This is a genomic window from Marinobacter sp. L-80 (genome assembly GCF_056859395.1).
In genome coordinates this window covers 550937-572870 of record NZ_JBSXOI010000077.1, presented here as the reverse complement: position 1 = coordinate 572870, position 21934 = coordinate 550937, and the positions used below count along the sequence as shown (strand labels likewise).

The 21934-nt window shown below is 57.8% G+C and carries 19 protein-coding genes; 8 read left to right on the top strand and 11 right to left on the bottom strand.

Going from position 1 to position 21934, the window contains the following annotated elements:
* The first annotated feature begins 14 nt into the window (after positions 1–14).
* The 5 genes from bioD (at position 15) to AC13E3_RS22240 (ending at position 5765) form a co-directional block, all read left to right on the top strand.
* A complete protein-coding gene (gene bioD / locus AC13E3_RS22260) occupies positions 15–707 on the top strand; it encodes a dethiobiotin synthase (protein WP_482902569.1) in 693 nt (230 codons plus the stop codon).
* Positions 708–758: 51 nt separating this feature from the next.
* Entirely contained in the window at positions 759–1004 is a 246-nt protein-coding gene (locus tag AC13E3_RS22255; protein WP_014577776.1) for a flagellar basal body rod C-terminal domain-containing protein, read from the top strand.
* A 22-nt stretch (positions 1005–1026) separates the two neighbouring features.
* Complete coding sequence (locus AC13E3_RS22250; RefSeq protein WP_273157294.1) at positions 1027–1695, top strand: putative metalloprotease CJM1_0395 family protein; 669 nt, start codon at positions 1027–1029, stop codon at positions 1693–1695.
* A 269-nt stretch (positions 1696–1964) separates the two neighbouring features.
* Positions 1965–3764, top strand: coding sequence for an acyl-CoA dehydrogenase C-terminal domain-containing protein (locus tag AC13E3_RS22245; protein ID WP_273070409.1), 1800 nt, complete (start codon positions 1965–1967; stop codon positions 3762–3764).
* A gap of 210 nt (positions 3765–3974) precedes the next feature.
* Positions 3975–5765: an acyl-CoA dehydrogenase C-terminal domain-containing protein gene (locus AC13E3_RS22240; RefSeq protein WP_092030995.1), complete on the top strand. Its 1791-nt coding sequence runs from the start codon at positions 3975–3977 to the stop codon at positions 5763–5765.
* Positions 5766–5854: 89 nt separating this feature from the next.
* On the opposite strand, the gene AC13E3_RS22235 is transcribed toward AC13E3_RS22240, so the two are convergent.
* The 5 genes from AC13E3_RS22235 to leuS form a co-directional block, all read right to left on the bottom strand.
* Positions 5855–6490 carry an endonuclease gene (locus AC13E3_RS22235; protein WP_008170100.1) on the bottom strand — a complete coding sequence of 212 codons (636 nt, stop codon included), beginning with the start codon at positions 6488–6490 and terminating at the stop codon, positions 5855–5857.
* Between the two features lie 187 nt (positions 6491–6677).
* Positions 6678–6941, bottom strand: coding sequence for a hypothetical protein (locus tag AC13E3_RS22230; protein WP_008170101.1), 264 nt, complete (start codon positions 6939–6941; stop codon positions 6678–6680).
* 111 nt (positions 6942–7052) lie between these two features.
* Positions 7053–8060, bottom strand: coding sequence for a DNA polymerase III subunit delta (gene holA, locus AC13E3_RS22225; RefSeq protein WP_482902568.1), 1008 nt, complete (start codon positions 8058–8060; stop codon positions 7053–7055).
* Positions 8057–8644, bottom strand: coding sequence for an LPS assembly lipoprotein LptE (locus tag AC13E3_RS22220; RefSeq protein WP_273157292.1), 588 nt, complete (start codon positions 8642–8644; stop codon positions 8057–8059). The genes holA and AC13E3_RS22220 overlap by 4 nt, the downstream gene beginning before the upstream one ends.
* A 1-nt stretch (position 8645) precedes the next feature.
* The gene (leuS, locus tag AC13E3_RS22215; RefSeq protein ID WP_273157300.1) at positions 8646–11231 is read right to left on the bottom strand and encodes a leucine--tRNA ligase; all 2586 of its coding nucleotides are present in this window, start codon (positions 11229–11231) and stop codon (positions 8646–8648) included.
* A 449-nt stretch (positions 11232–11680) separates the two neighbouring features.
* On the opposite strand from leuS, the gene AC13E3_RS22210 reads away from it, so the two are divergent.
* Positions 11681–12229: a zinc ribbon-containing protein gene (locus AC13E3_RS22210; protein WP_008170105.1), complete on the top strand. Its 549-nt coding sequence runs from the start codon at positions 11681–11683 to the stop codon at positions 12227–12229.
* Here AC13E3_RS22210 and lnt read toward each other — a convergent pair.
* The 5 genes from lnt to miaB all read right to left on the bottom strand — a co-directional run bounded on the left by lnt (position 12198) and on the right by miaB (position 17947).
* On the bottom strand, positions 12198–13760 hold the full coding sequence (lnt, locus tag AC13E3_RS22205; RefSeq protein WP_482902567.1) for an apolipoprotein N-acyltransferase: 1563 nt from the start codon (positions 13758–13760) through the stop codon (positions 12198–12200). The two genes, AC13E3_RS22210 and lnt, sit on opposite strands and share 32 nt — an antisense overlap.
* Positions 13750–14595, bottom strand: a complete 846-nt coding sequence (locus AC13E3_RS22200) for an HlyC/CorC family transporter (RefSeq protein WP_064228670.1) — start codon at positions 14593–14595, stop codon at positions 13750–13752. Before AC13E3_RS22200 ends, lnt begins: the two co-directional genes overlap by 11 nt.
* Positions 14592–15065, bottom strand: coding sequence for an rRNA maturation RNase YbeY (gene ybeY, locus AC13E3_RS22195; RefSeq protein WP_474545760.1), 474 nt, complete (start codon positions 15063–15065; stop codon positions 14592–14594). Before ybeY ends, AC13E3_RS22200 begins: the two co-directional genes overlap by 4 nt.
* The gene (locus AC13E3_RS22190; RefSeq protein WP_449284931.1) at positions 15062–16045 is read right to left on the bottom strand and encodes a PhoH family protein; all 984 of its coding nucleotides are present in this window, start codon (positions 16043–16045) and stop codon (positions 15062–15064) included. Before AC13E3_RS22190 ends, ybeY begins: the two co-directional genes overlap by 4 nt.
* A 555-nt stretch (positions 16046–16600) precedes the next feature.
* Positions 16601–17947 carry a tRNA (N6-isopentenyl adenosine(37)-C2)-methylthiotransferase MiaB gene (miaB, locus tag AC13E3_RS22185; protein WP_482902566.1) on the bottom strand — a complete coding sequence of 449 codons (1347 nt, stop codon included), beginning with the start codon at positions 17945–17947 and terminating at the stop codon, positions 16601–16603.
* 185 nt (positions 17948–18132) lie between these two features.
* Here miaB and trmH point away from each other — a divergent pair, with 185 nt between their 5' ends.
* On the top strand, positions 18133–18870 hold the full coding sequence (gene trmH, locus AC13E3_RS22180; protein ID WP_104269919.1) for a tRNA (guanosine(18)-2'-O)-methyltransferase TrmH: 738 nt from the start codon (positions 18133–18135) through the stop codon (positions 18868–18870).
* A 162-nt stretch (positions 18871–19032) separates the two neighbouring features.
* Here the strand turns inward: trmH and AC13E3_RS22175 are convergent, their stop codons facing one another.
* Positions 19033–20049, bottom strand: coding sequence for a nucleoid-associated protein (locus tag AC13E3_RS22175; RefSeq protein ID WP_273157287.1), 1017 nt, complete (start codon positions 20047–20049; stop codon positions 19033–19035).
* 612 nt (positions 20050–20661) lie between these two features.
* Between AC13E3_RS22175 and AC13E3_RS22170 the strand changes: the two genes are divergently transcribed.
* Positions 20662–21870 (top strand): alginate export family protein, encoded by a 1209-nt coding sequence (locus tag AC13E3_RS22170; RefSeq protein ID WP_039881807.1) that lies wholly within the window; start codon positions 20662–20664, stop codon positions 21868–21870.
* Positions 21871–21934: the final 64 nt, after the last annotated feature.

Here is a 21934-nt window from a genome sequence, read left to right as displayed (position 1 = left end):
AACTGGAAATACACATGGCCAAGCAATCCTTTTTCGTAACGGGCACCGACACCGGGGTTGGGAAAACCCTGGTATCCGCAGCCATTCTTCAGGCGGCAAAGGCCATGGGTAAGCACACCCTGGCGATGAAGCCCATCGCCTCGGGTTGCGATCGGACGCCGGAAGGCCTTCGCAACGAAGATGCCCTTATTCTGCAGAACGCCATTACTGAGCCACTGGCCTACGAGTTGATCAACCCGGTGGCGCTGGAGCCTGCCATTGCACCGCATGTTGCGGCTGAGCAGGCTGGGCGACACATTACGTCTGATCGTCTGGTTGGATTCTGCCGCGGATTGCAGATTCGTCCGGCGGACCTTCTGCTGGTTGAGGGTGCCGGCGGCTGGCGGGTCCCGCTTAACGATCGGGAAACCTATTCAGAGTTTCCGCGCCAGCTGTCCATGCCGGTCATTCTCGTGGTTTCACTGCGCCTTGGCTGTATTAATCATGCGCTTCTTACGGCAGAGGCCATCAGAAGTGACGGTCTCAGAGTGGCAGGGTGGGTTGCCAATCGCACCGAGCCTGAGCCCATGAGTTGCGAACAGGACACCCTGAACTATCTGGTTAACCACATGGGAGCGCTCTGTCTGGGTATTCTTCCGTGGCTGGAGCAGGCGCGGCCTGAAATGCTGGCTGGTTATCTGAATATCGATGGGCTGTTTGAAAATTGACCAGGTTTGTGGCTTAATGAAGTCAATTTATGGTCATCGGGCAGCGCAGTTATGATCAGTAACACTCTCGCAGTTGGGATTCAGGGCATCCAGGATGGCATGGTGGGCATGGAAAATGCCGCCCGCAAGATTGCTCGTGGTGGTACTGATGGTCCCCAGGGAACCGCGGAAGGCGCGGGCAGCCTCGTTGAACCCATTGTTGATCTCAAGATTTACGAGCGAAGTGTCGAAGCGTCCGCACAAGTGGTGAAAACCGCTGACGAAACACTCGGAACGCTGCTTGATATCATGGCCTGATTACTGAAAGGGCGCCTGGCTCGTGCTTTCATCTCTCCCCCCTGTTCCCCCACCTATCCCAGCGGCCTCGTTTCAGGGTCAGGTTTCTCCGCGAGTCCAGGCCACGGGCCCAGTATCGGCAAAGCCGGAGGCGCCGACCGCCGGCGCCAGATCTACTGAGGCTGCAGGCAAAGCCGAATCTGCGCGGGAAAATCCCGACTCCGGGCCCCGGAGCGGGGAATCCGACAATCCTCAGGGACTCAAAGAGCAAGAGCTGAAACAACTGACCGAGCTGAAAGCGCGGGATCGTGAAGTTCGTGCCCACGAAGCCGCGCACCAGGCGGTTGGCGGCCAGTACGCCGGCGCCATGTCGTTCACCTACCAGCGGGGGCCGGACGGTGCCCAGTATGCGGTGGGAGGTGAAGTCTCCATTGATCTGTCCCCGGTGCAGGGTGATCCCCAGGCCACTATCGAGAAAATGCGAATTGTCCGGGCGGCGGCCATGGCGCCGGCGGAGCCGTCCGGCCAGGATCGAGCGGTGGCTGCCCAGGCGATGCAGATCATGCTCCAGGCCCAGTCGGAGCTGGCCGCCGAAACGGGCGCTTCGTCAAGAACCGCGAGCGATGCTTATCGTGAGGTCTCCGCCATGGGAGAGTCTGATCAGAGTGGTGACGAAAACCGCGTTTCTTCTTTCCAACCGGTGTCTGCCTGACCGTTTAATTTCCAACATCCAGGTCCTTTCATAGATATCCGGCACTTAAGGTGCGATCCGGCTCCATGCGCTGCTGTGGCGCGTGATCCGGTGACAGTTCGCAACACAAATTTTGCATCCGGCTATTGACAATTCTGTGCCTGTAAACGTATGTTTCAAACAAGTGTTTAATTAAGGCTGCAGCGCATCGCGTTGCGGTGTCTGAGCAAACCCAAGGCCAGAAGCTGTCAAACCTGATTCAGCTGAGCCCGAGAACCGAGGTGGATTCCATGCCTGAGTACAAAGCGCCCCTGCGTGACATCAAATTCGTAATGACCGAGCTGCTGAACAGCGAGCAGCACTACGCCAACCTGGAAGGTGCCGAAGACGCTACTCCGGATATGGTGGATGCCATTATCGGGGAAGGTGCCAAGTTCTGTGAGCAGGTTCTGTCTCCGCTGAACCAGGTGGGTGACAAGGAAGGCTGTATCTGGAGCGAAGACGGTGTGAAGACACCGACTGGCTTCAAAGAAGCTTACCAGCAGTATGTGGAAGGCGGCTGGCCGTCCATGACCGCCGATCCCAACTACGGTGGCCAGGGACTGCCGCACTCTCTCGGTCTGGTCATGAGTGAAATGGTGGGCACCGCCAACTGGTCCTTTGGCATGTACCCGGGCCTGAGCCACGGTGCAACCAACACCATTGAAGAGCATGGCACCGAAGAGCAGAAGCAGACTTACCTCACCAAGCTGATCAGCGGCGAGTGGACTGGTACGATGTGTCTGACCGAGCCGCACTGCGGTTCTGATCTCGGCACCCTTCGCACCAAGGCGGAGCCGAATGCCGATGGCACTTACGCTATCACCGGCACCAAGATCTTTATTTCTGCCGGTGAGCACGACATGGCCGAGAACATCGTCCATATCGTCCTGGCACGTCTGCCGGGTGCACCGGAAGGCACCAAGGGTATCTCCCTGTTCATCGTGCCAAAGTGCCTGCCGAACGAAGATGGCTCGGCCGGTGAGCGCAACGCCGTTTCCTGCGGTTCCATTGAGCACAAGATGGGTATCCACGGCAACGCCACTTGCGTGATGAACTTCGACGGCGCCAAGGGCTGGCTGATCGGGCCGGAGAACAAAGGCCTGAACTGCATGTTCACCTTCATGAACGTGGCCCGTATCGGTACCGCCATCCAGGGGCTGGGTGCCGCCGAGCTGGGCTTCCAGGGTTCACTTGCCTACGCCAAGGAGCGTCTGGCAATGCGTTCACTGAGCGGTCCGAAGAATCCGGAAGGTATTGCCGATCCGATCATTGTTCACCCGGACGTTCGTCGGATGCTGCTGACACAGAAGGCGGTTGCAGAAGGCGCCCGTGCCCTGATTTACCTGACTGCGCAGCAGGCAGACGTTGTTCACAGCGGCAAGACCGAAGAAGAGCGCAAGGCGGCCGATGAGGCGCTGGGCTTCCTGACACCGATTGCCAAGGCGTTCCTCACCGAAATCGGTTACGAGGCAGCGAACCTTGGTATGCAGGTCTTTGGTGGTCACGGCTTTATCTCCGAGTGGGGCATGGAGCAGAACGTTCGTGACGCCCGTATCGGCATGATCTATGAAGGCACCACCGGTATTCAGGCGCTGGATCTGTTGGGCCGCAAGGTTCTGATGACCCAGGGCGAATCCCTGAAAGGCTTCACCAAGCAGGTGCATCTGTTCTGCAAGGAAAACGCGGAAGACGAGCAGCTGAAGGAATTCATCGAGCCGCTGGCGGCGATGAACAAGGAATGGGGCGAGCTGACCACCAAAATTGGTATGTCTGCCATGAAGAATCGTGAGGAAGTGGGCGCGGCCTCTGTGGACTACCTGATGTACTCCGGTTACGCAGTGTTTGCCTACCTGTGGGCCCGTATGGCCAAGGTTGCCCTGGACAAGATGGTTGAGGGTACCACTGAAGAGATGTTCTACAACGCCAAGATCCAGACTGCGCGCTTCTACTTCAAGCGTATGCTGCCCAGGGCCAAGGGCCACGCAGAAAGCATGCTGGCTGGCGCTGACAGCCTGATGGACATGCCGGAGGAAGCATTCGCCATCTAAGGCGCGGGCACCGAAGGACGGTTCCAAAGGACACAAAGCCCGCGCTCCCCGGAGGCGGGCTTTTTTCATGAGTTGCGGTCCGTTTTTAGGGTAGAATAAACGCCCATAAAAATAATCTTCAGCGGACACATAGCCCGAGCAGGTGTGACCGGCCGGAACAACGGCCCTATTGCCACCTGAACAGACTGACAGAATTTTGGAGAGTTTTAGATGGCTGATTATCAGGCACCCCTACGTGACATGCGTTTCGTTCTGAATGAGGTTTTCGACGCCCCTTCCCTGTGGGCCTCACTGCCCAAGGTTGCCGAGAATGTGGACCCGGAAACGGCCGACGCGATTCTTGAAGAAGCCGGCAAGATCAGCAGTGGTGTACTTGCGCCCCTGAATCGCGAAGGTGATGAACAGGGCTGCAAATGGAACGACGGTGAGGTGACCTCTCCGGACGGCTTCAAGGAAGCCTACCAGACCATCGTTGAAGGCGGCTGGAACGGCCTCGGTGGTAACCCGGACTTTGGCGGCATGGGCATGCCCAAGACCCTGGTGGCCCAGTTCGAGGAAATGATGCAGGGTGCCAACATGGCCTTTGGTCTCGCTCCCATGCTGACGGCCGGTGCCTGCCTGGCCCTGGACGCCCATGGCAGTGATGAGCTGAAAGAAAAATACCTGCCCAACATGTACTCCGGCGTCTGGTCCGGGGCCATGGACCTGACCGAGCCCCATGCCGGTACTGACCTGGGTATTATCCGTAGCAAGGCCGAGCCCAAGGACGACGGCTCCTTCAATGTCACAGGTACCAAGATCTTCATCACCTGGGGCGAGCACGACATGGCGGAGAACATCATCCACCTGGTGCTGGCCAAGCTTCCGGACGCACCGAAAGGCCCGAAGGGTATTTCCCTGTTCCTGGTGCCCAAGTTCCTGGTGAATGACGATGGTTCCCTGGGTGAGCGTAACAGCTTCAGCTGTGGTTCCATCGAGAAGAAGATGGGCATCAAGGGCTCTGCGACCTGCGTCATGAACTTTGATGGCGCCAAAGGCTGGCTCGTCGGCGAGGAGAACAAGGGCCTGGCGGCCATGTTCACCATGATGAACTATGAGCGTCTCGGGGTTGGCATTCAGGGTATCGGTGCTGCCGAGGCGTCACTGCAAAGTGCCCGGGACTATGCCCTCGACCGCACCCAGAGCCGTGCGCCTACGGGTGCCCAGCAGCCCGAGAAGGCGGCTGATCCGATTCTGGTACACCCGGATGTCCGTCGCATGCTGCTGACCATGAAAGGCTATGTGGAGGGCGGTCGTGCTTTCTCAACCTACGTGGCCCAGTGGCTGGATATCGCCAAGTATGCCGAGGACGACGAGCGGCGCAAGCACGCCGAGGGCATGGTGGCGCTGCTGACACCGGTGGCCAAGGCTTTCCTGACCGATCGCGGCCTGGATGCCTGCATCATGGGCCAGCAGGTTTTCGGTGGCCATGGCTTCATCCGTGAGTGGGGTCAGGAGCAACTGGTTCGTGACTGCCGCATTACCCAGATCTACGAAGGAACCAATGGTATCCAGGCGCTGGACCTGATGGGCCGGAAGGTGGTCGGTACCCAGGGTAAGCTCTACGAACTGTTTGCCCAGGATGTCGCGAGCTTCCTTGAAGAGAACAGTGGTGACGAGCACCTGCGCCCGTTCCTCGAGCCTCTTGCGGCAGCGGTTGAGCGCCTTGACGATGTAACCGAGCACGTGATCAAACAGGCTGGCGATAACCCGAATGCCATTGGGGCAGCGTCTGTGGACTATCTGGATCTGTTTGGCCTGACCGCTCTGGGTTATATGTGGGCGAAGATCGTCAAAGCGGCTGCGCCCCAGGCGGATTCAGATACCTCCGGATTCTACAGCGGTAAACTGAAGACCGCGCGCTTCTACTTTGACCGCCTGCTGCCCAAGACCGTTTCACTGGCTGAAGGTATTCGCAGCGGCAGCGACTCCATGATGGCGCTGACGGCTGAAGAGTTCTGATTAGCCAGCAAGACTCAGGCACAAAAAAACAGGCCCTCGGGCCTGTTTTTTTATGGTTAATTGGTCAGCAGGGCAAGCTTCCCGGACTCTCAGAGTCGCTCCATTCTCTCCGGGTTGGTAATAAAGGGATTGGCACTACCCTGGATTTCGACAATGCGCCCGTGACGGGTCAGCTCGCTATCATCCGGCGGGTCCAGCCTGTTCCAGCCCTTGAACACCGCCGAGGAGCCAAGCCAGGGCAAATCATAGGTGTCCACCATGTAGGCCACCGTGCGCGCCACATCTCCCTTTACCCGCCCCGGGGGCTCAAAGAACTGGGCGCTCTGGCGAATGCCGCATTCGTCTTCGCTTACTGACGAGCCCAGGTCCTCGTAACGAGCGTTTCGCCGGCCCATCTCGGTCCGGCTGCGCACCGGTACCATGTTGTGCATGTCAGACGCGATCTGACGGTAGCGGTTATCCTGTTCACATTGACGCGAGGTGCCACAGTCGAGTGCGCTGCGGACATCGGCCAATGGATAGACATAACCGTCCGTCAGAACGAATCCTTTGCTTGTAAAGGCGGTGTTGCAGAAGAAGGAATTGCCGCCACTGGCGTAAAGGTCACCCCAGAAGTGATCGGTAACAACGGTTTTTGGATCACTGAACCGGGTATTCTGGCCAATCACGAGGGTAGTGGTGAGCAATAGGCCAAGTGCTGTGGGTATCAGTAAGAATCTTTTCATACGCCTTTTATACCTCGCAGTGTGTTCAAGCACCCTGTCAATTCGGGCCTCACTGGTCAGGATCTGATCAAGCGGGTCAAAACTATGACGCTTTGTTCACGGATATTGTGAAGTATGGCACAGAGGCTCCAAACCACGGAGCCTCCAGGCTAGAAATTTGTGGCGTAATGTTAACGGGTTAACAGTATTACTTCAGTTTGTTGCGGATGTTCTGGTAACCGGTTTTCAGGTCTTCGCCAAGTTTGGATGCGGTCTGACGAGCTTCCTGGGACGCGTTCTCGGCATCGTGCAGAACTTCATCGATCTTGCTTCTGAAACGATCCCAATCCTGTTCGAGATCCTCCCATTCGTCCTTAACGTCTTCACGGGCCAGATGCATCTGGACGCGCGCCTCATCCCGGTATTGTTTCACTTTTTCCGACAGCTTCTTGAGTTCTTCTTGAAGACTCATATCAAGCACCTCCTTGGATTGTTGGTGTGCTTACAATGCGCCCGATCGTAAAAAACTGTCAAGGGGCCGGCAGGGCCAACAGGGCACAACGAAGGCTGAGTTTGATTCAGATCAGGAACGGCCGGCGAGCAGGGCAGACATATCCCGCAAATAGTGCCAGGGGGAGAGGGAATCGAAGCCTTTCGCCGCGCGGTCGATCTGGCTGCACAGGGTGATGGCCTCATTCAGTTGGTTCCGGTTCAGCCGGCGAGCGGCCTGTTCCATTGCGCGGGCACGTTGCGGCTGGAATACGCCCCGTTTTTTCAGGAATGCGGCGGGATTTTCCGACTGGCCGGCCGCAGATTTCAACTCAAGCAGCAGGTTCAGATCCCGGCTGAGAACGGATAGCAAACCGAGCGGGTTTTCTCTCTCTTGCTGAAGCACAGTGATCATCTTGCCGGCGTGGGGCGCGCGGCCACTGATCAGCTCGGTCACGAGTTCAAAGCCATTGAATCGGGAACTGTCCTGGACCGCCTGTTCAACGGTTTCCTCATCAATGGTATTGCCGTTTGCGAGCAGTGACAGTCTGTCGAGCTCCTGGCTCGCGGCGAGCAGATTGCCCTCGAGGCGTTCGCTCATGATGGCCAGGGCACCCCGGGTCAGGCTGAGGCCGCGGTTGCTGGCCCTCTGCTGCAGCCAACCCTGGAACTTGTCGGCGTCGACGGGCCACACCGGTACGTGCACGCCCTTTCCCTGAAGCTCCTTGTACCATTTGCGGCGGGTTTCCGCCGCGTCCAGACGGGCACTGATGAGCACGAGGATGATATCGTCGGGAGGGTCGGCCAGGACTCGTTCCAGTACCGCGCGGCCGTCGCCCAGCTTGCCGGTTGGCAAGTGAATCTCGATGCGCCGTTTTTCCGCGAACAGGGACATGGCACTAAATTCCTCGCCAACGGCGTTCCAGTCCAGTTGGTGGTCAGCGTGAAAGGTCAGGCGGTCATGAAAACCGGCGTCTTTTGCGGCCTTACGAACCTGGTCACAACATTCCTGAACCAGCAGGGGTTCGTCCCCGGATATAAGATAGACGGGCGAGAGGCCCTTTTTTAGCAGCTGGGATAACTGGCCTGGATTGGTCTTCATGGCTGGCCTGTGGCTGGGGCGTCGGCTTCCTGTTCACGCTGGTAATCCGCCCGGATGGCGTCGATGCGTTGCGGGGTCAATGGTGCCAGCCGGAATATCACCTGCTGCGCAAGACGATCGTCCATTTGCTGGCGGAGGGTCTCTTCTTCCCGCTGTCTTGCCAGCACGTTGGTTTCGTCGTAGCGGTAACTCTCGCTGGTGGTCAGGCGTGTCGTGCCCACCATGGGAATCCGATCCGCGCTGATTACTTCTAGATCAACAGAGTGACGCAGCGTGTATTCCGCGGCTGCGGCCTGGGCGGTGATGGCACTTGCGCGACGGTCACGCTCGAAGTTCTTCAGACGCAGAATGTAGTCGGCCTCCGCCACTGGCGCCACACGGACCTTGCCCAGGTTCAGCTGTTCACGCAAGGAACGGCACAGCGTGTCGGGCACCTGTGAGGAGCAATCCACGGCAAGAGGCTCGAGGGCCGAAGAAACCGGTGGGGCACCCCGCAACTGGAACCCGCAACCACCAAGCAGCGCCGCTATTACAGCGGTCAGCATCAGGCGTGCTGACGATTTCAGAGCGGAGTGCCGGGACATATCAGTTAGCCACCACGTTCACCAGTTTGCCGGGGACCACGATAACCTTGCGCACCGTCGCTCCCTCAGTAAAGCGCATGACATTCTCGTTTTCCAGGGCCAGCTTTTCGAGGTCCGCCTTACTGATGTCTGCAGGCACGTCTTCTTTGGCCCGCACCTTGCCATTCACCTGCAGTACCACCTGGATCTGGCTGCGAACCATGGCGGCTTCATCGGATTTTGGCCAGGGTGCATCAACCACGGGCTCCTGGTGGCCGAGCGCCTGCCAGAGGGTGTGGCAGATGTGCGGGACGATCGGCGACAGCACAAGCACTGCGGTGTCCAGCGCTTCCTGGCGTACCGCCCGGGTCTGGGGTTCGTCACCTTGCAGTTTGCCGACCTCGTTAAGCAGCTCCATCACCGAGGCAATGGCCGTGTTGAAGGTCAGCCGACGGCTGATGTCGTCACTGACTTTGGCAATGGTTTCGTGAGTCTTGCGTCGCAGGTTTTTCTGGTCATCGTTCAGGCTTGCCGCGTCCAGAGCGGGTGCCGGGCCAGCGGCGGCGTGTTCGTTCACCAGACGCCAGACCCGCTTGAGGAACCTGTGTGCGCCTTCAACACCGCTGTCCGACCACTCCAGGGACTGTTCTGGCGGGGCCGCAAACATCATGAACAGGCGAACCGTATCGGCGCCGTGCTCATCAATAATAGCCTGGGGATCGATACCGTTGTTCTTGGACTTGGACATCTTGGTGACACCGCCGGAAACCACCGGCTCACCATCTTCCCTGTGTACTGCTCGAACGGGCTGCCCCTTTTCGTCACGCTCGACGGTCACGTCGGCGGGCGAAATCCATACCTTGCCGCCTTTGCCATCGTCGCGGTAATAGGTCTCCGCCAGAACCATGCCCTGGCAAAGCAGCCGGTTGAATGGCTCTGAACTGGTTACCAGCCCGACATCCCGCAAGAGCTTGTGGAAGAAGCGGGCGTAGAGCAGGTGCAGGATCGCGTGTTCAATGCCACCGATGTACTGATCCACTGGCAACCAATAGTTGGCCGCGGACGGGTCCAGCATGCCCTGGTCGTAATTGGGGCTGCAGAACCGTGCGTAGTACCAGGAGGACTCCATGAACGTATCAAAGGTGTCGGTTTCCAGCGTCGCCGGCTGGCCGTTGAACTCCGTCTTGCACCACTCAGGGTCGGCCTTGATGGGAGACTGGACACCGTCCATTTCCACATCTTCCGGCAGACGTACCGGCAGCTTGTCATCGGGCACCGGCATCTCTGTGCCATCTTCCAGGGTCATCATCGGGATCGGTGCACCCCAGTAACGCTGGCGGGATACGCCCCAGTCGCGCAGGCGGTAGTTGACGGTGCGCTTGCCGATATTCTGTTCTTCCAGGTAGCTGGCAATCTCGTCGAAGGCTTCCTCGCTGGTCAGGCCGCTGTATTTGCCAGAAGACACCAGCGTGCCTTTTTCGGTAAACGCTTCTTCCTGCACATCAATCTCGCGGCCATCGCGGGCAGCAATAACCTGCTTGATGGGCAGCTTGTATTTGCGGGCAAACTCATGGTCCCGCTCGTCGTGGCCAGGAACCGCCATCAGGGCACCGGTGCCGTAGTCAGTCAGCACGAAGTTGGCGACCCAGATCGGGATCTCTTCCTGAGTCAGCGGGTGAATCGCCTTGAAACCGGTGTCGATGCCGCGCTTTTCCATGGTGGCCAGCTCGGCCTCCGCGGTCTTGCTGTTTCGGCACTCCTCGACAAACTCAGCCACGTCCCGATGGCGCTCCGCCGCCTCTTTCGCCAGCGGATGCTCTGCGGCCACGGCCATGTAGCTCACCCCCATCAGGGTGTCGGGGCGCGTGGTGTAAACGGTCAGGCCACTGTCCCGGTCTTTCAGCGGGAAGGTCAGCTCGGTACCTTCAGACTTGCCGATCCAGTTGCGCTGCATGGTCTTGACCTGCTCAGGCCAGTCTTCCAGCTGGTCCAGATCGTTCAGCAGCTCTTCGGCGTAATCGGTAATGCGGATAAACCACTGGGGAATCTTCTTCTGTTCCACCAGGGCCCCGGAACGCCAGCCCCGGCCGTCGACTACCTGCTCGTTGGCCAGAACCGTCTGATCCACCGGATCCCAGTTCACCGTGGACATTTTCTTGTACACCAGGCCCTTTTCGTACAGGCGGGCGAAGAACCACTGCTCCCAACGGTAATAATCCGGCTTGCAGGTAGCCAGCTCCCGGTCCCAGTCGTAACCAAAGCCCAACTGCTTGAGCTGGTTCTTCATATATTCGATGTTGGCGTAGGTCCACTTGGCCGGCGCGGTCTTGTTGGCAATGGCGGCGTTCTCGGCGGGAAGACCAAATGCATCCCAGCCCATGGGCTGCATCACGTTCTTGCCCTGCATGCGCTGATAGCGGGAAATCACATCGCCGATGGTGTAGTTACGGACATGCCCCATGTGCAGCTTGCCACTGGGGTAGGGGAACATGGACAGGCAGTAGTACTTGGGCTTGCCCGGCTCTTCCTTGACCATAAAGGTCTTGTTCTCTTCCCAGAAATCACGGGCATTCTGTTCTACGTCACGGGGATTGTATTGCTCGTCCATTCCTGCCATTACCGAAATTACCTTGTGTGGAAAAATAAAAGCCTGTATCAAAAATCACGTCCGGAGCGGGCCGGACATTCTAACGCACACTAGCCTTTACAGGTAGTCTGCCAATTTTCTGTTCTTGTGCCAGACTTGCTGATATGGGGGTAGCGCTGGCGGCGATGACTCCCCGGGACACGCCGTGAATACGTCCGTGTAGGCTTGATCGCAGCATCCATGCTGCTCACAGTCCCGGGGAGTCATCCCCGCCAGCGCCCCAGGCATAAGCAGTGGAGTCGGCAGGTGTTTTCCCAAGGTTTGGGAGACGGGCTTCGACCTCTCTTTCCGGGACTGTCTGCAGCATGGATGCTGCAGTCAAGCGTACAGGGATGTATTCACAGCGTGTCCCGGAAAGAGAGGGCGCAGTCCGGCTCTTGCACCCAGATTTGCGGTATCAAGGAGTCAACATGACACAACCAGAAAGAAGTCATCTCTCAGGCAAGGCACTGGAAGTTTACGACCGTATGCTGGAGCGGGTAAAAACGCGTCTCCATGACCTGGAGGAAACATCGCTCCAGAACCTTGAGGAAGAAGTCCAGAGGGCGGTGGAGTTCGAGTACGAGCTGGAGGAAATGACCAGAGATGAAGCGGCCCTGCTCGGCGAATACCTCCAGAGAGATCTCGAGCACCTTCTGCACTTCGTGGAAGAGACCGGCGAAGGCCTGAGTGAATGGTTGCAGCTTGATATCGCCCTGCTGGAACACCAGCTGGCGGATAGCCTGTTCTCGGTTGCTGATAAAACCGTTGTGGACTTTCTGGAGCTCAAACAGAAACTGGAAAACAACGAAGTGGGCCAGTACATCTCGGGCGAGGTGGCCACCGCTGGTATGTTCCAGTGCCTGAACTGCGGGCACATGCGGTGTCTGACAGCCACCAGCCATCTGGAACCCTGTGAAGCCTGCGGCTCCCACTACTACGAGCGGGTTACGAGCCGCTGGCCGAAACAGGAGGAATAATCCGCTCCCGGACAAACACGATGAGAATAACTGCGAGGGTCAGGACCGGCCAGGAGCCAGTCTGCATGTAAGGCGTGCTGCCCGTGGCGGTGAACACCTCGCCGGTCAGGGTGGCGCGCTCGAACTGGGGGATGGTTTCGGTCAGTTCGCCCCGGTTATTGATGATCGCAGTCACGCCGTTGTTGGTGCCCCGGAGCATGTAGCGACCGGTTTCCAGTGCCCGCATTCTGGCAATCTGCAGATGCTGTAACGGCCCAATGGAATCGCCGAACCAGCCATCGTTGCTGATCGTGAGCAGCAGGCCCGCGCCCCGGGCATTAAAGGCAACAAAATCCGGATAGGCGACTTCATAGCAGATGAAGGGCATCACATTGACGCCATTGGCCTTGAGCGGATCCTGCCACTCCGGTCCCCGGCTGAAATCGCTCATGGGCAAATCGAAGAAACCAATCAGCCCCCGCAACACGCTCTGCAGTGGCACGTACTCCCCGAAAGGCACCAGCTTCTGCTTGTGGTAGATGCCCTCGCCGTTGCCGATGGCCATGATGCTGTTGTGAAACGTGAAATCTTCAATTCGGTCACTGAATCCGTACCAGGGTATGCCGGTAATCAGGGTGCTGTTGTCGCCCAGCTCTGCACTGATGTGATCGATGATCTTGCCAGCCTGATCCTGGGGAGTGGGAATGGCGGTTTCCGGCCAGAGGATCAGATCCGTGTCCCAGTGATCCTCGGTCATGCCGAGGTAGGTAACGATCTGATCCTTCAGGAACTCAGGATCCCATTTGATCTGCTGCGGAATATTGCCCTGCATGGCGGCAAAGGATATAGGGTCTTCGCTCAGATCCGTCCAGTCGACACGGTTCATGGCCGGGGCAACCAGCCAGGGAATCAGGGCAACAAAGAGGGTAACGCCCGCAGCCACCGGTTTGAGGCGCTTCAGCAGCCACCAGCCGCCGTAAAGTGCGGCACCGGTCGCAGCAATCCAGAACGTGATGCCATGCACGCCGGTCAGAGGTGCCAGCCCGGCCAGTGGGCCGTCAGTGTGCGCGGTGCCCAGATACAGCCAGGGAAAGCCGGTGAGCAGCCAGCCCCGGAGCCAGTCGCCCAGGATCCAGATGGCCGGAAACAGGATCAGGCGCCGGGCCGGGCTGTCCTTGGCCAGTTTGCCCCAGAACCAGAAGGCCAGGCCGTGGAACAGCGCCAGGCCCGCTACGAACAGAACCGTCAACAGGACGGCGATGGGAATTGCCGTGTTGCCGTGTTCGCTGATGCTGATGTAGACCCAACTGGCGCCGCTGCCAAACAGCCCCAGGCCAGTAAGCCAGCCAGCCCGGAAAAGCTTCTCCGGTGCCAGGGGTACGGTAACCAGGAGGATCAGCAGGACCGAGACCGGGCCCAGCCACCAGAGGTTGAACGGAGAAAAGGTCAGGGTTTGCAGGGCGCCGGCAACCACAAGGGTGGCCGCGCCCAACCAGGCGTTGGAGGAGAGCGGGGTTTTCAGCGCTCTGGAATGTGTGGCGTCACTGGTCACTTCGGGTTACCTGCAGCAGACGGATTACGCGGTTATCGGCGTTGGCAATGGTAAAGCGCAAGCCGCCGAATTCAACCGATTCGCCCCGTCTGGGCAGGTGTCCGAATTCCTTGAGAACCACGCCACCGATGGTGTCGAATTCCTCTTCGTCCATTTCGGTTTCGAAGAACTCATTGAAATCATCAATGGGGGTCACCGCTTTCACGGCGTAGCTGCCATCGCCCCGGGCCTTGATGTGGGTTTCTTCATCAAAATCGTGCTCGTCTTCGATTTCGCCGACAATCTGTTCAAGCACGTCTTCAATGGTGATAAGCCCGGCAGTGCCACCGTACTCGTCCACCACAATGGCCATGTGGTTGCGATTTTCCTTGAACTCCTTGAGCAGCTGGTTCAGGCGCTTGCTCTCGGGCACGAAGGTGGGCGGGCGCAGGATTTCCCGGATACGGTTCCAGTTCAGATCATTGTTCAGGGCCAGGGGAAGCAGATCTTTGGCCAGAAGAACGCCAATCACATCGTCCTGGCTGTCCCCGATGACCGGGAACCGGCTGTGTGCGGAATCCATGATTTCACCCAGAAACTCTTTGGGCTCCTGGGAGGCCTTGACGGTGACCATTTGCGAACGGGGGATCATGATCTCATCCACCCGCATGTCGATCACCTGCATGGCACCTTCGATGATGCTCATGGCATCAACATCGATGATGTTCTGGGACTCGGCGTCCCGCAGGATTTCCAGCACGTCCTCGACGGACTCAGGCCCGCTGGAGAAGGCCTGTGATATACGTTCCAGCCAGGACTTTCCGCCCTGACTGCGACTCGACTGATCGTCGCTCATGAGTCTTGTTCCGTTTCCTCTGCTTCGTAGGGATTGCCAAATCCAAGCTGCGCCAGCAGCCGGATTTCGAGGGCTTCCATGACCTCGGCATCTTCGTCGTCAATATGATCAAAACCCTGGAGATGCAACATACCGTGCACCACCATGTGAGCCCAATGGGCGTCCAGGGTTTTGTCCTGCTCCCTGGCCTCTGTCTCGACAACCGGTGCACAAATCACCAGATCTCCGGCCAATGGCACCGTTATACCGGCTGGCGCCTCAAATGGGAAGGACAACACGTTGGTCGGATAGTCCCGCCCCCGGTATTGGTGATTCAGGGCCTGGCTCTCTTCGGTTCCGACAATACGGACCGTCACCTCGGACGGATCCTCGCCCTGCCAGGCCAGTTGCGCCCATTGTTGAACCTGCGACTCCGAGGGTATACCCGGCGCTTCAAAAACCTGTTGAAAATCCACAGTCAGCTTGCTCACTGGCCGGTCGCACTCCCGTCATCAAAGGAATCGTAGGCTTCGACAATGCGCTGTACCAGCGGGTGACGTACCACATCTTTTGCTTCGAACCGGGTAAACCCGATCCCCGGCACCTTGCTCAGAACACTTGCGGCATGAATCAGCCCGGAATTCTGGCCACGTGGCAGGTCCACCTGGGTGGTGTCACCGGTGATCACGGCGGTAGAGCCGAAACCGATCCGGGTCAGGAACATCTTCATCTGCTCCCGGGTGGTGTTCTGGCTTTCGTCCAGAATGATGAACGAATTGTTCAGCGTACGGCCCCGCATGAACGCCAGCGGCGCAATCTCGATCACGCTTTTCTCGATAAGCCTGGTGACATGGTCAAACCCGAGCATTTCATAGAGCGCGTCGTACAGCGGGCGCAGATACGGATCCACCTTCTGGGCCAGGTCGCCGGGAAGGAAACCAAGCTTCTCGCCGGCCTCGACCGCTGGCCGAACCAGCAAAATCCGCTTCACCTGCTCGTCTTTCAGGGCCTCAACGGCACAGGCCACCGCCAACCAGGTCTTGCCGGTACCCGCCGGCCCAATCCCGAAGTTGATATCGTGGGTGCGGATATTGTGCACATACTTCTGCTGATTCGCGCCCCTCGGCTTGGCCTGAAGCTTGGGGGTCTTGATGACCGTCACAGCGCCATCGTAGGGCACGTCTTCGGGCAGGCGTTCAAAACCGGTTTCCCGGATAAACAGATGCACGGTATCCGGAGGAAGGTCATCGGTAGCCTCGGTTTCCCGATAAAGATGCCGGATAACCTCAACGGCCGCCGCCACATGCTCGGTCTCACCCTCAACTCGGAAATGATGGCCGCGCCTGCCGACTTTCACGTGCAGGCGTTTTTCAATCATTTTCAGGTTTTCATCAAACTGGCCACAAAGCGTCGCCAGCCGGCGCTGGTCCACCGGGTGCAGGTCAAATTGTCTGTGATCGTTGGCGTTCAAAAGTGCTCCGTTTTGGTTTGGGAGAACGAGTATCTGATGTTGGTGAAACGGGCAAGGGCCGGAAGGTGTTTCCAAAAAGCGCCCGTAAATACGTCCCTGTAGGGCTCGGTCGCGCCATCCCTGGCGCTCCACGTTTTTGGAAACACCTTCCGGCCCTCGCCCTGATCATTCTATGTGCAGGCCCGAATGCTAAAAAACAAGTAGATCGGAGTAGCTGGAGGCGTAATCCGACTGGTTTCTTCGTTACAGGCATGTTGCTCGATTACGAATTCGTCCAATCCAACCTACGAATGCGGAGCATAAACTGGGCAGACGGCTCTGGGGCCTACGGAGAGTGGTGGGGCTCCCCTCCCAAAAATGTCGGCGGCCAAGGATGGCCGACGCCAAGCGCACATGGGCGGAGCAAACGCTTTAGAAGCGAAGCTTCGCGTGCCGCGGAGCGACAGCAATCTACGATTGCTGGCTGGACCCGCTTGCGGGTGCTCGTAGCGTTTTTTGGGAGGGGAGCCCCACCACTCGCCAAACTCCAAACCCCAGACGAATAGGATCCGAGCTTTAGTACAACTCCGAATTCACGGGCACACCGCGAAGTGAGTTGGGATAGGCCTCCACAATATCGACATCAATAAAGTGCCCAACAACCTCCGGATTCTCATGCCGGAAATTCACAATCCGGTTGTTCTCGGTACGCCCCGCATACTCACCAGGGTCTTTCTTGGACAAGCCAGTCACCAGAATCCGCTGAGTAGAACCCACCATCTTGCGGCTGATGTCCATCACGTTCTGGTTCAGGCGATCCTGCAGGATGCTCAGCCGCTGTTTCTTGATGTCCATCGGCGTATCGTCCGGCAGATCTGATGCCGGCGTGCCGGGCCGTGCGCTGTAAACGAAGCTGAAGGACATGTCGAAGCCGATGTCGTTGATCAGCTTCATGGTGTCTTCAAAGTCCTTCTCGGTTTCGCCCGGGAAGCCGATGATGAAGTCCGACGAGAAACTGATATCCGGGCGGATCTTGCGCAAGCGGCGGAGTTTGGATTTGTACTCCAGCGCTGTATGGCCGCGCTTCATGGCCGCCAGGATGCGGTCGGAACCGCTCTGAACTGGCAGATGCAGATGGCTGACCAGCTCCGGAACGCGCTCATAGACATCAATGAGAGCATCAGAGAACTCCACCGGGTGTGACGTGGTGTACCGGATGCGATCAATGCCGTCGATGGTGGCGATCAGCTCAATCAGTTCCGCCAGGTCCATCGTGTCGCCGTCGTGGGTTTCGCCACGGTAGGCATTCACGTTCTGGCCCAACAGGTTAACCTCGCGAACACCCTGGCTGGCGAGGTGGGCCACTTCGGCGATCACATCGTCTGCCGGGCGGCTGACTTCTTCACCGCGGGTATAGGGCACCACGCAGAACGTGCAGTACTTGCTGCAGCCTTCCATGATTGAAACAAACGCGGAAGGGCCGTCTGCGCCGGGCTCGGGCAGGTTGTCGAATTTTTCGATTTCCGGGAAGCTGACGTCCACCACGCCAACACCGTTACCCTTGGCGCGCACTTCGGTAATCATGTCCGGCAGGCGATGCAGGGTCTGGGGGCCGAAGACCATGTCCACGTAGGGTGCGCGGTCAATGATCGCCTGGCCTTCCTGGGAAGCCACACAGCCACCCACGCCGATGATCATTTCCGGCTTTTTGCTTTTCAGCTTTTTCCAGCGGCCAAGCTGGTGGAACACCTTCTCCTGGGCTTTTTCCCGAATGGAGCAGGTGTTCAGCAGCAGGATGTCGGCGTCATCGGGTGAATCGGTCATTTCGACGGTTTCACCGGTTTTGAGCAGGTCTGCCATGCGGGCAGAGTCATACTCGTTCATCTGACAGCCGTGGGTTTTGATGTACAGCTTCTTGGCCATGGGTCTCACGTAATCTGATGGATGTTGCGCCGGGAACTGGTTTTTGAAACGGGGCGCCAGCAAAAAGGAACTGCGTATTATAACGGGGTGCTTAAACTTCAACCACCTTTGTCTCGGCTAGTTGCTAGTCCGCTTGTGGTATTATTTTTGGTTCTTTAAATCGACAATCAAGCCCGAACACGATCATGACCCCCGAACGCCTCGCCCGAATCAAACAAACCCTGAACACCCGGCAGCCGGACCTGAGCGTCCTAACCGACCAGGTCCACAAGCCCCGGAATCTGTCCGCCATCATCCGCTCCTGCGATGCGTTTGGCTTGGCGAACATGCACGTGGTCTGGCCAAAAGAAGGCTTCCGGGCATTTCGCAAAACCGCCGGTGGCAGCTACAACTGGGTAACAACCCACACCCACCGGAGCATGGACGAAGCGATCCAGAGTCTGAAAGGGCAGGGCCACAAGCTATACGCCGCACAGCTATCCGACCGGGCCATTGATTTCCGGGATGTGGATTACACCCTGCCGTGCACGATAATCCTGGGTAACGAAGTGGATGGCGTCAGCGTTGATGCCGCAGCTCAGGCTGACGAGCACATCGTTATCCCAATGATGGGGATGGTGGAGTCGCTGAACGTATCGTCTGCCTGTGCGATTGTCCTGTCCGAAGCCCAGAGGCAGCGGAAGCTGGCCGGCATGTTCGATCAGCGCCGGATGCCGGATGACGAGTACAACCGCCTTTTATTCTGTTGGTGTCAGCCCACCGTCAAACGCTACTGCGACGACCGTAATTTGCCATACCCGCCGATAGACCCGGAAACGGGTGAGTTGGTCGACGGTGTGGGCTGGATGCAGGAAGTAAGAAAGTTAAGGGCGAATCGCCCACGGTGGGATGACGAACCCAAAGTCACCGCAGATGAGCAATAAAAAGAAAATTACTCTTCTGTGAGATCGGTCCGGGGGTGGGAGGTCTTTTCTGTCGGGAAAAGATGTCTGAGCGAAGCGAGTTGCTTTTCCCAGAAGAAAAGGCCTCCCACCTCTGGATCAGCCCCCAAATCGAGCAGGCTACTTAGCAAAAGCTAGAGCCCATCACTCCTCGCGAGCCTCAAGATACCGCTGAAGCTGCTCCCGCAAAGCCTTGGGAAGCCGGGTAATCGTCAGGGCATCTTTGTCACGGTCATAGTAAACCGCCTGATTCACCAGGTCGGAGGAGAAGGACACGCTCATTCCGCCTCCGGAGCCTGCAATCCGTACCAGTTTTTTCACTTTCCGGTGGTCCGGGTGCAGCACGCCGCTTTCCGGCAGTTCGGCGGTTTTTGAGGCAAACTCCTTGAAGCGTTGCGGCTCACTCTCGTCCAGGTAGCCGGACAATGCCTCGATTTCGACCGGCTCGCCCAGGGCATGCTGCTCCTTACAGAACTCATAGGCCTTGTTGCGAACCTCCCCGGCTTTCTCAGGCTCGGAGGACTTGGCAAAAGCTTCCACCGCATCCAGGAAGGTCATGGTTTCCTTTTCCACATCCACCTGATTGGTAAACCCGCACAAACGGATAAACAGCTCTCCTGGCTCGCCGGTGCCGCGGCCGTGGACCAGTGTCAGGTAGTTTTCCGCCGGGTTGTTGCCGCGCCAGTCGTCCAGCTCGATGCGAACGGCCAGGTTCAGACGGGAGAGGCTCAGGACGTCGGTCGCATCCAGTGACTGGTTGCCATCGAACCGCATGGCGCTGTCGGTTTCCAGGATAAACAGGTAAACCACCTCGGCGTCCGCTAGGGCATCGTGGACGATCATCAGATGGCCATCGAACTCCTCCTGACTGTCGGTCAGGAGCTCCTGCCATTGTCCGAACAGGCGGTCGGTCATGGCGCTGAAGGTTTGCTTGTCTTCCAGGTAGTCGTTCAGCCAGGCGCTGAACGGGCACTCGCCCAGATCTTCGGAAAACCGGCCGTATTTCTTACCGGGCTTGCTGTTGAACAGCCGCTTCATCTGCTTGTGCAGGCCCTCGTAGTCGCCACCGGGCTCCCTCAGAGAGTCTCCGGCACTGAGATGGGCTGCCTGGTCCGGCTGGAAATGCGTAAAAAAGGCAGACCTCAGGTGTTTGATTGCCATGGTTAATTACCCTGTTGCCGTTGTCCTGACTGAAAGGCCTCCATGATGAGCGTTTCATCGGGATGGTAAAGCCAGTCAAATCCAATGGGTTGCGCAGTGAGTGATATGGGAGAGAAGGCCATAGTCCAAGGAGCGGCAGCTTATTATGAAAAACGCGGAAATCCAAATTTCCACCCATCCTGATGCATTATCGTTCAAAGCCGATTTTGACACGTGAGAATTCCGCAATATCGCCTTTTCAGCTCTGAAGCCGCCTTCGGGACCCGCACTTTGACTGCTCCATGTCTGTGCCTGTGCCTGAATAAGGGGCAGTTTTCAGGCTTGGCAGGGCTACCCCGCAGAGGTTGGGAAAGGGTCGGAAGCGCCAGAGTAAAGGCCTGAACAAGAATTGGCGCAATCCATGCTTATGGTTCAGGTCAGCGGGAAGAGTCGCGTTGTGTCGTGCGACACAATTCTCGTGGAATAAGTCACTCAAGCAAAAGCGCTTATTGGCCCGGAGATTTCTTCGGTTCAATAGGCGCTTTTTTTTTTGGCAAATGGCCAGTGAGGCGGCTCGGAATTTTTCTTCGGTCTCCTCTTGACCAGTCAGTTTAACAGAAACGGAGAACTGCGATGCAATGTGTAATGAAAAAGGCCGGATTGGCGATAGCGATTGCCCTGATGGGTGGCTCGGTGCAGGCCGCACAGACCGGGTTTCATGAAGCCCTGAGTAAGGGCGAGGTATACGGAGATCTTCGCTTGCGTTTCGAACAGGTGCAACAGGACAATGCACTCAGGGACGCGGAAAGCGTAACTTTGCGAACCCGCCTTGGCTATCGTACTGCGGATTACAATGGGTTATCCGGGCTTGTCGAGTTTGAGGACGTTCGGAACGTGGCTGGGCTTGACGACTACAACGACACGCTGGGGAAGAATCCAAATTACTCTGTTATTGCCGATCCCGAGACAACAGAGCTGGACCAGGCTTACCTTCAGTACAGGTTCGGAGATATAACCGGTCGGTTGGGGCGTCAGGTGATAACTTACGACAATCACCGGTTTATTGGCGACGTTGGCTGGCGCCAGGATCGCCAGACGTTTGATGCGGCCCGCCTGACTTACACCCCGTCAACCAACCTCGCAATCGACTACGCCTTCCTGAGTCAGCGCAACCGCATCTTTGCCGAGAGCCAGGACCTGCCATCCAAGGATCACATAGTCAACGTTGCCTACCAAACACCCCTCGGCAAGCTGACCGGCTATGCCTATCTGCTGGAAATTGATGAAGGCGTTGACAACTCGCTCGACACCGTCGGGCTTCGTTATGTTGGCGGGTATGACCTTGAGCCGCTGGGGATAATCTACGAAGCCGAATATGCGATCCAGGAGGCAGAATCGGGCGGTGCTGATTTTGATGCCGAGTATTACAAGCTGAATGCGGGCATTGATATCGCGGGCGTCATTGTTTCAGCGGGACTTGAAGTCCTTGGGTCGGATAATGGCAACTACGGCTTCTCTACACCACTGGCAACCCTGCACGGTCAGAACGGCTGGGCTGACCAGTTTCTGAACACCCCGCTGGTCGGGTTGGAAGACGCGTCGCTCAGCGTAAAGGCACCCGTGGCGGGCGGCGGCCTGACCCTTAAATATCATGACTTCAGGGCCAGTGACTCGCCTGGCGGTGCCAGTGACTTGGGTAGCGAGGTTGATGTGGTCTATCAGCGCAAGTTTGCGGAGAACTACTCAGCAGGTATTAAATACGCTCGCTACATGGCCGGAGATGCAGCAACCGGAAAAGTGGATACTGACAAGCTCTGGCTGACTCTGGCCGCCAAGTTCTGAGGCTGATATCCGAAAAAAAGCCCCGGCGGCGTCCACTGCCAGCGGGGGCCTTTCATCCGTCATT